Below are 12,270 nucleotides of genomic sequence, written 5' to 3'. Positions count from 1 at the left end.
TTTACAAATCTTTTTGCGATATGCGGCTCAGGCCGGAACAGCATCGGGTGGAACATGGCCGCCAATGATTCTATTCCCTGTACCAGCGTACCCACACTTGGCTGCGTGAACAGATCAAAATCAGCTATGTAAACGGCTTTGTTTTTTACAGCTTCCAAATCTTCCCAGCCGGGATTGGCGGAAAGCAGGTGCATTTCTTGCCTGCTGCGCTGAATGTCAAAACCGCAGGGTGCAATCACCAATACTTCGGGATTATACTTTCTGACCTTTTCCCATCTGGTCACTATTGAATCTCCCGCCGGGTTGGAAAGCATGTCTACTCCTCCTGCTGCCGCTACCTGGAAAGGGATCCAGTGCCCGCAATTGTAAATGGGCTCTATCCATTCCATGATCATGACTCTTTTCAGAGGAGCACGGTCTGCACGGAGCCTGTCAATGATGTCATCAAGCTTTTGCTTTAATTCGGCGAGGTAATGCAAGGCGATCTCTTCTCTGCCTATGGTCTTCGCGATTGTTAATGCACAATCAAACACATCCTGCAGGTTATTGGGACTTAGTGTCACCAGCTCAGGTTGTTTGCTGAGATTGGCGATAGAAGACAGGGTGCAGGCGGTATCGATAAGGCATACTTCGCAGGTATCCTGGGTAAAGATCACATCTGGCTGGATCTGCTCCAGCAGCTCTTCATCTACCCAGTACAGACTTTTGCCCTGTGCTTTTGACGCTGAAAATATACGGTCGATCTCTATACTGGAGTAGTTCTTGCCTTCCAGCACACAGCGGACCACCTTTGGTATATCTGCGGCTTCTTCAGGGCATTCAAAAGTGACCCCATAAAGGTGCTCCTGCAGGCCCATGTCATAGATCATCTTGGTGGCTGCAGGTAAAAATGAAACGATCTTCATAAGGATATTGATAAAAAGCCCCTTTTGTACACTGGGCAAAAGGGGCTTAAAATGATTTTATAGAACGGATTAAGAGTGCTGTAACTCTGCAGTGCTGTTGAGCTGCAATGCCGGGAATTTACTTTTCGCGTATTCAAATCCGCCAAACATGACCAGGCTGTAAACCAAAGTACTGACCAGCAGGTTTCTTTCCCATGGGATTGCGTTCTGCAGCGCAAGCAGGTAGCCGGCAAAAGTTCTTGGATACATAGAACCGGTCATCATCACCACACTGATGTCAGAAACGATCCAGTGGATAAATACACAGGCAAAAGAGCCGGCAATCACTGTCCATACATTTACCTTTTTCATGTATCTGCCAACGGTAACCATCAGCATAAAGCTTAAATAGGTCCATACAGCAGCATCAAACTTGCCATCTATATTATAATAAACCGTAAAATTCAAAATCAGGTCGCTGCAAAAAAGGATGACCAAAGGAATAAGATAAGCTTTGGTACGGCTCTTATAATAGGATCCTCCAAACATGGCTATGGCACCGATTGGCGTAAAGTTGAACCAGGAAGTAAAACTTTCCAAATGGAAGAAACGGGTGGCCGCAGCAGCAATAACGATCAGGATTAGGATGTAATTTCTGATGTTGATTTTATCTAATGACATATTTGTAGTTTTTGAATGGTGTAAAAATATCAATTCTTTATTTAATATTAAAACTTACACCGGCATTCATATTAAAACCCATACTATTGTACCCGTAAAACTCGTCGTATTGCTCGTCCAGAACATTCTTAAGGTCTGCAAAAAGCTTTACTCTTTTATTGACCAGCGTATATTCTGCGTAAAAGTTCAGGAGTTTGTATGACGGCAGGTTTTCGATGACATAATCGTTAAAATTACCATCTGTGCGCGACCCGTTGTATTTAAACGAAGAACTCACAAAAAGGGCACTGGTGGCTTGTGCGCCTGCGTTAATACCAATGATGTGCTTTGGTCTGCGCAGCAGGTAATTTGAAACCTCGCTGGTTACAAAGTTGAATTCTGTTCCCTCTACATAAGCATAGTATCCATTGATGTTGAAAATACCAAACCTGGCAGCCGGTTCTATCTCAAAACCTTTGGCAGTCTGACTGGCCTGGTTCACATAACCCACATTTCCATATACAATGGCATTGGTCAGGTCCCTTTTAAAGCCGGCAGCGCGCAGGCTGTATTTATCATCTGCAAAACTGAAGTTGACACCTGCTTCGTAGTTTTTGGACTTTTCAGGAATAAGGTCAAGGTTGGCACCAAAGGCACCAAACAGGTTTTCTAAGGTAGGTGCTTTAAATGAGGTGGAAACTGTACCGAAAAGTTTCACCTGCTTGATCACATTGATTGAAGGTGTGATGTTATAGGTATAGTTTTCGCCATATTGTTTGTGTTTGTTATAGCGCCCTCCGATTTCAATATTGAAAATACTGAGGTCATGTGCAAATACTGAGGCATAGGTACTGAACAAATCAGTGGATGGTTTGGAGCTGGAGTTTAACCTGAAATCTGTATGCCTGTTGTCCACACCGATCAGAACATCGACCTTATCGCCCAGTTTCTGGTTATAATAAAGGTCAGCCAGCTGCATATTTCCTACGGACAAACTGGCACCATACTGGTTTACCGTATTCAGTTTTGAAGTTTCATAACTGTAATTCAAGTTCAGTTTACCAGTGCCAAACTCATATTTGGTATTCAGGCCGCCATTGAAATGTTCCAGCTTGAAGTTGTTGGCTGGATTGTCTGCAAAAGAACCTGCATCGAAATCGTAATGGCCATAAGAGTAACGCAGGAATGGACTGATGCTAAATTTGTCTGTGGCCTGCAGGGAAAAATTTGCATTTACAGTACCTGTTTTGTTTCCGTCCTTATCAAAATCAGCGGCAGTTCCTGCTGGTATTGCAGCTTCCGAAATACCATCGGTTTTAACCTGGGTATAGGCAATGTTATAGGAGAATTTTTCTACATTGGCACTGATACCTATGGTACCTTTATAGGTTTTATAGCTTCCGTAGCTGGCTACGCCATAAACACTGTTGCCCGCTTTCTGTCCTTTTTTGGTGATGATATTGACCACACCCGCCACGGCATCTGAGCCGTAAATGGTAGACTGTCCGCCTTTGATGATCTCAATATGGTCGATTTGGTCGATTGCAAACATGCGCAGGTCAAATGAAGATCCTGAGCCGGCAGGATTGCTTACTAAGATCCCGTCAATCAATACTACAGCATAGGCACTTGCTGCACCGCGGACAAAAAGGGCTTTGTTCAGGCCGATGTTGCCGGTTGTGCCACCTACCACGATACCTGCCTGCTCATTTAGCAGGTCGGTCAGGTTTTTGCCATGGCTGCGTTCCAGGACATCACTCCCGATAATGGTCACGACCTTGCCGGTCTGAGATTGTTTCTGGTCATTTTTGGTCGCGGAAATCACTACGCTATCCAGCTTAATGGCTTCCTGTGCACTGACTGTGTCATTGATACCAAATTGCAGCAAGCCCAACCCGGCTGCAATTAATAGTTTGTTGTTAATCTTCATCTTCTATTGTTTGTTTAATTTATTCTTCTTCAAAAAATATGGCAAACAACAACAATAATTTTGTTGTGAGTTATTTACCCACAGCAAACAGTTAGATCAAGGAAATGAAATACAATAAATCAGCACTCACCCCTAGCTTCAATCCCCGAAAGCTATGAAATCATCATGCAAATGGCAGGTCTTCTGACTTACTCCCGGTTATTCTGCCTTCCCAGTCCTCATCTTTTTCAAGATTCGGAAAAGTGGCTAAGATTTGAACACCGTTTTGGAGCTTACAGCTGCGGGACAGTTACGGAATCACACCGTATTCCCTTTTAATTCTTCCTTTTTACGAGGAAAGAAACCAAAAGCGCTGCAAATGTACTTAATTATTAAGCATTACAACAAACATCATTATATTTATGCTCATAACTCTTGCTTATGAAACAATTATCCCTTCTCCTTTTTACTTTTCTTAACCTGAATGCGATGGCTCAAACTACTGACACCGTGTATATTGAAAACCTGATGCTCAAGCATGCCGATCTTTTTGCCGGTGTATTGAATCATCCTCAGAAAAACCAGGTGCAGGTTTTGTATACACAGGTAGACCGGGACGGCCGCAACAAACCTGTATTTAAAACTTTCAGTTACAACCTGGATGATCACAGGTACTTCTATCCTGCCAGTACGGTTAAACTCGCAGCTGTCATCTTCGCCCTGGAAAAGCTCAATGCGTTAAAAGTAAAGGGGCTGACTGTGAAAAGCACCATGATCACCGATAGCGCTTATGCCGGGCAGACTAAAGTATTGCAGGACAGTACTGCGGAAAATCAATTGCCGTCTCTGGAACATTACATCAAAAAGATCCTGCTGACGAGTGATAATGACGCTTTTAACCGTTTATTTGAATTCATTGGCCGTGCGGAGATCAACAGTAAGCTGAAAAAATATGGCCTCAACAACAGCAGGATCCTCAACAGGCTGGCCATCGGCGATGCCGGAGAACCGGCAAAACATACCAATCCCATCAAATTTTACAATGGGGATAAGCTGGTATATGAGCAGCCGGCGCAGTACGATTCCCTGGAATACCCGCTGGAACTGACCAACACAACTATGGGCATTGGCTACCTGGACAGTGCCGACAAACTGGTCAATAAACCTTTCAGGCTGGAAAACAAGAATGCTTTCGCCATTTCAGACCAGCAGGCCCTGATGAAAAAACTGATCTTTCCGGAAGCTTTCCCTGCAGAAGAAAGGTTCAATCTCCATGCGGCAGATTATAAGCTGATCTATACTTATATGAGCAAGCTCCCTACCGAAAGCGACTATCCTGCTTATGACCCTGATGAATTTTGGCCAACCTATGCCAAAATGCTCTATTATGGCCGGCAAAAGAACGCGGAGATTGATGCGGATATCAGGATCTTCAACAAGTACGGTGACTCCTATGGCTTCATCATTGACAACTCCTACTTTGTTGATTTCAAGAACAACATCGAGTTTTTTTTAACTGCCGTGATCCAGTCTAATGATGACGGCATCTATAATGACAATAAATATGAGTATGAGACGGTGTGCTATCCATTTATGAAGAATCTTGGCAGGGTCATCTACGCAGGGGAACTGGAAAGAAAAAAGACACATCCTGCCGACCTGAAAAAGTTTAGGATGCAATATTAACAATTAATGATAACTGTCCATCATGCTTTGCACAGTGGAACATGAGATAAATTTAAACAGCAGGGAAAATTTAAGTAAATTAATTACGTTAATTTGTACCACAAGTTTTAACACTATTTAACACTAAGAGTTTTACGTTTTTTTTGATCTTTATCCCATGTTTAAAGAAATTCGCAATAGGTATATCCGTTATTCAAGTATATTCCTTTATTGTATCATCATCTTCTTTTGTGCGCTGCAACTCAACTTCTTATGGCTCTTCGGATACTCTCCTTCTCGTAAAGACATTAAAACCCCTACCCTTCGTGTAGGATCAGAATTGTATACTTCGGACGGCAAACTGATAGGCCGGTATTATAAAGAGAACAGGACTCCGGTTAATTTTAATGAAATTGCGCCAAGTGTCATCAACGCACTGGTTGCCACGGAAGATGCCCGCTTTTACAGTCATATGGGTATAGACTTCCGTTCTTTGTTATCCAGCGGAATCTCCACAGCTACGGGCGACAGGCGCGGTGCAAGTACCATCACGCAGCAGCTTGCCAAAAATCTTTACCGCACCAGGTATAACAAATCCCAGGGCCTCCTTAGTAAAATCCCCCTGCTGCGTACGATCATCCCAAAACTCAAGGAATGGCTGACTGCCGTCAAGCTGGAGTCCAACTATTCTAAAAACGACATCATTACCATGTACCTCAATACGGTGTCATTCGGCAACAATGCGTATGGAATAAAGACCGCCTCCAGGATCTATTTTGATAAGGAAACGAATGAGCTTGACATTCCTGAATCTGCGTTGCTGGTAGGTATGCTCAAAGGGACTACCACCTATAATCCGATTAAAAACCCTGATAAGGCTCTGGAAAGACGTAATGTGGCCCTGGCCCAAATGAACAAATATAACTACATCACAGTTGCGCAGTTAAACACCTTTAAAAACGCAGCCCTTCAGCTTAAGGAAGGACGCGTGGATGAAGGCAGTGACGGCGATTCTTACCTCAGGGCCGCTGTAGACAAATACCTGGATAAATGGTGTAAAGACAATAATTATGATCTTTATGAAGATGGCCTGAAAATTTATACGACTATAGATTCCAAACTGCAGAAATACGCTGAGGAAGCCGTTGCAGAGCAGATGAAGTCCCTACAGCGCAGGTTCTATAACGTCTGGGGCAATGAAGATCCATGGGAAGATTCTGAGAAACAAAAGGTCGACTACCCGGGCAGGGCAATGAAAAACCTGCCAATTTACTCCCTGCTGCAAAAGAAATTTGCAAATGCGCCCGATTCTGTGACTGCCTATTTCAACAGAAAAAAGAAGATGAAGATCTTCACCTGGAAAGGCGACCGTGATACGCTGTTCTCTACCCTGGATTCTATCCGCTATTATGGCAAAATATTGAATACGGGTATGATGACCCTCGATCCTTTCAACGGTAAGATCAAAGTTTGGGTGGGCGGCATTGACCATAAATTCTTTAAATATGATCATGTAAAACAGTCCAAAAGACAAGCCGGCTCCACCTTTAAGCCTTTTGCCTACCTGGCTGCGCTGGAACAGGGAATGAGTCCGTGTGATAAATTTACTGACAAGCCGGTCAGAATCGCTTACCAGGAGAAAGGCAAAACAGAATACTGGGAACCTAAAAATTCAGACTGGAGTGTAACTTACCGTGAAATGTCCCTGCGCTGGGCCATGGCGAAATCAGTAAATACCATTACTGCGCAGGTAACAGATGCGGTAGGCGCAGACAATGTGGTCAAATGGGCACATGAATGCGGCATAGACAGCCACCTGGCCACTGTACCTTCAGTTAGCTTAGGCCCAAATGATGTCTCGGTATACGAAATGGTCAGGGCTTATGGTACTTTCTTAAATGAAGGGGTCAGAACTGATCCTATCCTGGTAGAGAAGATCACTGATCTGGACGACAATGTCATTGAAGAATTCACCGCAAAAATGAAGCGTGTATTGACGGAAGAGATCTCCTGGCTGATGCTTTACATGTTCAGAGGAGGTATGGAAGAACCCGGCGGTACTTCACAGGCCCTTTGGGAATGGGACCTTTGGAAAAAGAACAACCAGATCGGCGGAAAAACAGGCACTTCATCTGATTATGTGGATGCCTGGTATATGGGCATCACCAAGGACCTGGTTACCGGTGTATGGGTAGGCTGCGATGAACGTACTGCACATTTTCAGAATGGAGAAACCGGTGAGGGCTCCAGAACTGCCCTTCCTATTTTTGCCAAGTTTATGGAAAAGGTTTATAAAGACCCGACTACAGGTTATACCATGGGGCCTTTCCCTAAATCCAAGGTAAAGATCACCAGGGATATCAACTGTCCTTCACCAAGAATTGAAGTCGATACTACCGAAAATGACAGCCTCATGGTTGATTCTTCAGATTTTGAGGTGCCTGTAACCGAAGAAACACCGGAACAGCCTGTTCAAAATCAGGAAGTGACTGCTCCTAAGCCTGAAGAACAAAAACCTGCCGAACCTGTTAAGCAACCAGCAGCGGTCGTTCCGCTTACAAAAAAGGAAGAGCGTCAGTTAAAAAGAAAGCAGAGACAGGAAGAAAAGGAGAAAGAAAAAAATAACAACAATTAACCGGGAAATCCCACACAACTATTTTTGTTAAGATTACGTACATTTAATTACATAACTAAACTATTCATATGACAAGGAGCTTTACATTTTTGAGAAGATCAATCCCGTTGCTGATCATCCTTATGGTATTTGCTGTTTCCGTTCAAGCCCAATACTTTGGACAAAATAAGGTGAGGTACAAGAATGAAAAGTTCAAGGTCCTGCAAACGCCGCATTTTGAGCTGTACTATTACCTCAAAAATGAAAAGATGATCCATAAGATCATTCAGGAAGCAGAAACCTGGTACAAGATGCACCAGGAGATCTTCAGGGACACTTTCCTGAAAAAGAACCCTATCATTTTATACAGCAACCATCCTGATTTCCAGCAAACTACAGCACTTCAGGGAGAAATCGGCATCGGTACGGGCGGTGTTACGGAGGCACTGAAGAACAGGGTGATCATGCCGGTTATGGAACTGAGCAATCAAACCAGGCACGTACTGGGTCATGAGCTCGTCCACGCTTTTCAATACCATATCCTGTTAGAGAAAGATTCTGTTGGTCTTGAAAACATCAGTGAAATCCCTTTGTGGATGATCGAGGGTATGGCGGAATATCTGTCTGTCGGGAAGGTAGATGCCTTTACCTCCATGTGGATGCGGGATGCTTTACTCAACAGAGATATCCCTTCTCTGAAAGACCTGACGAATTCAAATAAATATTTTCCATATCGTTACGGACAAGCGTTCTGGACTTTTATCGGGTCCATGTACGGAGATACCACGATTGTTCCCCTGTTCAAAGCAACCGCAAGATTCGGCTATGAAAATGGATTGAAATATACTTTTGGTTATGATGACAATACGCTTTCAGGTCTCTGGAAGAACGCAATCGAATCCCATTATCGTCCCATGCTGAAGGCAGACAGTTCGCAGGTTAAGATCAGCGGCACCAGGATCATCGACAACAAAAATGCAGGCAATATGAATGTTGCTCCTTCCATTAGTCCTGATGGCAAGCACCTTGCTTTCCTTTCGGAAAAAGATTTGTTTGGGGTCGATCTTTTCCTTGCAGATGCCAGGACGGGCAGGATCATCAGAAAGCTGAGCAGCCAGGTCGCGAATTCACACATCGATGATTTTAACTTCATTGAATCCGCCGGAACCTGGTCTCCTGACAGCAAGCGGTTTGCTTTCAGTATATTCAGCAAGGGCAAGAACCAAATGATGGTCATCAACATTGACAATGGAAGTGTGGCGCTGCGCGCGGATATGGGTAAAGTGGAGCAATTCGGGAACCTCACCTGGGCACCAAACGGAGAGGACATTGCCTTTTCCGGAATGATCGAAGGCCAGGGAGACATTTTCTCTTATAACCTTAAAACCAAAGTGGTCACCCAGATCACCAACGATACTTTCTCTGATTATGCCCCAAGCTATTCGCCTGACGGCAAAAAGATTGTTTTCTCCTCAGACAGGGCCGCTATAAACAAGAATGGAATCACTGCAGTTCAGCCGATCAATCTGACTGTTTACGACATTGCCAGCAAATCTTTAACAGATGTACCGGTATTCCCGGGTGCAAATAACCTGAATGCCCAATTCTCCGGCGACAGTAAAAGACTGTTCTTCCTATCCAACAGAGACGGTTTCAGGAATTTATATGAATATAACCTCGAAGGAAATACGGTAAATCAACTCACTGATTACTTTACAGGCATCAGCGGGATCACCGAGTTCTCACCTGCCATTTCTGTAGCCAGAAATGACGACATTGTTTACAGTTATTATCGCTCCCAGCGCTATACGCTTTACAATTCTCCGTTAAGTAACTTCAAATCGAAATCTGTTGACCCCAGCGAAGTTAATTTTGATGCTGCCGTTCTTCCCCCTAAGGAAAGTGTAGGCGTAGATATCGTCAACTCCAACCTGAATAACTTTGAAAGGTTCGAAAAGACCACAGCAGACTCTATGAAAACCGTGCCTTACAAGCCAAAGTTCAGGTTAGATTACTTGGCCAATAGTGGTGTAGGTGTATCAACCAGCAGGTTCGGTACCGGGATGCAGGGAGGTATTGTAGGCATGTTCAGTGATATTTTGGGCAGAAACCAGATCATTGCCAACCTGTCCGTCAATGGTGAGATCTATGATTTCGGCGGTATGGTAGGTTACATCAATCAGCAAAACCGGATCAACTGGGGTGTGGCGGTATCACACATCCCGTATATTACAGGTTTCAGGGAGATTGTCGAGGACGAGCTAACCTATAATGACGGGACTAAAGTAGGCGTCATTAACGACAGAACCAACCTGATCAGGACATTTGAAGACCAGATCCAGCTGTTTGGCTCCTACCCTTTTAGCAAAGTACACAGATTTGAAGCCGGCGGCGCGTTCTCTTATTACAGTTACCGTGTTGACCGCATTAGCAATTATTATGGCTACGATGGGCGGTATCTTACATCGGAGCGTTCAAAAATTCCAACAAGCCAGGCCACCAATGAGTTTGGATTCCCTTTGAATTCATTTAATATATTTCAGGCCAATGCTTCTTTTGTCGGAGACAATTCGATAAACGGACTGACCTCTCCGCTGGATGGTTTCAGATACCGGGTAGGTGCTGAAAAGTATTTTGGAGATTATAATTTTTCTGCGGTAACTGTTGATCTCAGGAAATATGTCCGTCTTAAACCCATTACATTAGCTGCCAGGACATACAATTACCTGAGGATCGGTAAGGATGGAGAAAATCTATATCCCCTGTTTGTGGGCTATCCATACTACATCCGGGGATATGAAGCAAATTCGTTGTATAAAAGCCAGAACCAGGATGGAACATTCGACATCAACCAGCTGTCAGGAAGTAAAATGGCGGTATTTAACTTTGAAATCAGGCTTCCATTTACAGGTCCTAAGAAACTGACACAAATACCTTCTAAGTTCTTATTTTCTGATCTGAACCTGTTCTTTGATGCAGGTCTGGCATGGAATGAAGATTCTAAAGTTGTTTTTAAAAGTCAGCCAACCTATGAAACCGTTAATGTACTCGATCCGCAGGGACAACCTATTCTGGATGACAAAAACAATCCCATCACTACCCAGGTCACCAATGAACGGGTTCCGGCACTAAGTGTAGGTATTTCTCTGAGGGTAAACGTATTTGGATATTTTGTACTGGAGCCTTATTATGCTTTCCCTTTCCAGCGCAAGGACAAATCCTCGGGAGTTTTCGGCTTAACCTTTGCACCAGGCTGGTAGTTTACAGCTGAACATAAGGCATAAACCAGCTTCATTACCATATGATACCATGCAAAGCCTGAATACAATGTATTCGGGCTTTGTTATTTTAAAAGCTTAAGACAATATGGTGAAAGGCAAATTAACCTGGTTTACGATCTTCTTCCCCGACATCAGGTGTTCAAAATCCAAACCAATGGTCAGATCGATCCAGTCCGGGTTGCAGGACCTGACCACCCTTTCCTTTTGCATTCTTGTAAACCTGCTCATCAATTTAAACCTGCTCAATGCCTGTACTTCAGTTTTAAACTCCTCAAAATACACCAGTCGCGTAAGCTGCTGGGCGTTGTCAAAGAACAGGCTCGGCATCTGCTTATAAAAATCCAATGTCTTAATGAGATCTGAACTCATTCCAACGTGTAAACTAGTACGGTTTCTGTCGGTTACGATATAGACGAATTTTTTCATGTCTTTAAGCTTAAATAATTACAAACTAATTTAATTAGTATACCTGTTGGTTATTTCAATAAATATTACTAACTTTATTGGCACAATAATACTAACTATTTTAGTAAAAACAAATAAATATTAAATTTTTATTTTATGTCAAATATTTCATCCAATCTTAAGTACTTAAGAAAGAAAAAAGGCCACACACAGCAGCAATTCGCTGATGCTATGGAAATTAAAAGATCTCTTATCGGAGCTTATGAAGAAGACCGTGCAGAACCGAAATATGATTTACTAAAGAAAATAGCAGAGTATTTTGATTTGACCATTGATGAATTTATCAATGAAAATATAAATGACAGCTGGAAACCAAAGCCAAAAAGCCAGGGCTCCAACCTGCGCATACTGAGCATCTCGGTCGACAAAGACGACAACGAGAACATCGAAATGGTCCCTGTCAAAGCAAGTGCAGGTTACCTCAATGGTTTCTCTGATCCTCAATACATCAAGGAGCTGCCCAGGTTCCAGCTCCCGCTTCCTTTTTTAAGACAGGGAACCTTCAGGGCCTTTGAGATCATCGGCGATTCCATGCTTCCCATCCAGTCGGGCAGCATCATCCTGGCAGAATACCTGGACAACTGGAATGATGTTAAAACAGGCGAGACCTATATCATCATCAGTAAAAACGAAGGCGTAGTTTACAAAAGGGCCGGCAACCGCTTTAAAGACAATAAAGAGCTAAAGCTGATCTCTGACAATAAAGTATATGATGCTTATACGGTAGCCGCTGAAGATATCCTGGAGATCTGGAAAGCAAAAGCCTACATCTCCTCTACCCTTCCCGACCCT

8 protein-coding genes and 1 riboswitch are annotated in these 12,270 nt (G+C 43.5%); of the genes, 4 read left to right on the top strand and 4 right to left on the bottom strand.

Features of this window, described 5'->3' with window-relative positions; translation table 11 throughout:
- From VK541_RS21495 to VK541_RS21485, 3 genes are all read right to left on the bottom strand, one after another.
- Nucleotides 1-905: ABC transporter substrate-binding protein (locus VK541_RS21495; protein WP_324372555.1), on the bottom strand; the 905-nt coding region annotated here is incomplete at its 3' end.
- Nucleotides 906-974: 69 nt separating this feature from the next.
- Nucleotides 975-1,565, bottom strand: a complete 591-nt coding sequence (locus VK541_RS21490) for a DUF6580 family putative transport protein (protein WP_324372554.1) — start codon at nt 1,563-1,565, stop codon at nt 975-977.
- 37 nt (nt 1,566-1,602) lie between these two features.
- The gene (locus VK541_RS21485) at nt 1,603-3,474 is read right to left on the bottom strand and encodes a TonB-dependent receptor plug domain-containing protein (protein ID WP_324372553.1); all 1,872 of its coding nucleotides are present in this window, start codon (nt 3,472-3,474) and stop codon (nt 1,603-1,605) included.
- Between the two features lie 156 nt (nt 3,475-3,630).
- Nucleotides 3,631-3,837, bottom strand: a riboswitch (cobalamin riboswitch).
- Between the two features lie 57 nt (nt 3,838-3,894).
- Here VK541_RS21485 and VK541_RS21480 point away from each other — a divergent pair.
- From VK541_RS21480 to VK541_RS21470, 3 genes are all read left to right on the top strand, one after another.
- Nucleotides 3,895-5,139: a serine hydrolase gene (locus VK541_RS21480; RefSeq protein ID WP_324372552.1), complete on the top strand. Its 1,245-nt coding sequence runs from the start codon at nt 3,895-3,897 to the stop codon at nt 5,137-5,139.
- 157 nt (nt 5,140-5,296) lie between these two features.
- On the top strand, nt 5,297-7,753 hold the full coding sequence (locus VK541_RS21475; RefSeq protein ID WP_324372550.1) for a transglycosylase domain-containing protein: 2,457 nt from the start codon (nt 5,297-5,299) through the stop codon (nt 7,751-7,753).
- A gap of 68 nt (nt 7,754-7,821) precedes the next feature.
- Nucleotides 7,822-10,992 carry a tolB protein precursor gene (locus tag VK541_RS21470; RefSeq protein ID WP_324372549.1) on the top strand — a complete coding sequence of 1,057 codons (3,171 nt, stop codon included), beginning with the start codon at nt 7,822-7,824 and terminating at the stop codon, nt 10,990-10,992.
- Between the two features lie 96 nt (nt 10,993-11,088).
- Here VK541_RS21470 and VK541_RS21465 read toward each other — a convergent pair whose 3' ends face one another.
- Complete coding sequence (locus tag VK541_RS21465) at nt 11,089-11,439, bottom strand: GIY-YIG nuclease family protein (RefSeq protein ID WP_324372548.1); 351 nt, start codon at nt 11,437-11,439, stop codon at nt 11,089-11,091.
- Nucleotides 11,440-11,574: 135 nt separating this feature from the next.
- Between VK541_RS21465 and VK541_RS21460 the strand changes: the two genes are divergently transcribed.
- A partial coding sequence (locus VK541_RS21460) for a LexA family transcriptional regulator (protein ID WP_324372547.1) occupies nt 11,575-12,270 on the top strand: 696 nt, incomplete at its 3' end.

The sequence above is a fragment of the Pedobacter sp. genome (genome assembly GCF_035317785.1).
Classification (GTDB): domain Bacteria; phylum Bacteroidota; class Bacteroidia; order Sphingobacteriales; family Sphingobacteriaceae; genus Pedobacter.
This window is presented reverse-complemented; position numbering and strand designations above follow the sequence as displayed.

Bases quoted from the DNA above. Each gene is read 5' to 3' on its own strand.
- VK541_RS21490 (WP_324372554.1), bottom strand. From the start codon at position 1,565: ATGTCATTAGATAAAATCAACATCAGAAATTACATCCTAATCCTGATC.
- VK541_RS21485 (WP_324372553.1), bottom strand. From the start codon at position 3,474: ATGAAGATTAACAACAAACTATTAATTGCAGCCGGGTTGGGCTTGCTG.
- VK541_RS21480 (WP_324372552.1), top strand. From the start codon at position 3,895: ATGAAACAATTATCCCTTCTCCTTTTTACTTTTCTTAACCTGAATGCG.
- VK541_RS21475 (WP_324372550.1), top strand. From the start codon at position 5,297: ATGTTTAAAGAAATTCGCAATAGGTATATCCGTTATTCAAGTATATTC.
- VK541_RS21470 (WP_324372549.1), top strand. From the start codon at position 7,822: ATGACAAGGAGCTTTACATTTTTGAGAAGATCAATCCCGTTGCTGATC.
- VK541_RS21465 (WP_324372548.1), bottom strand. From the start codon at position 11,439: ATGAAAAAATTCGTCTATATCGTAACCGACAGAAACCGTACTAGTTTA.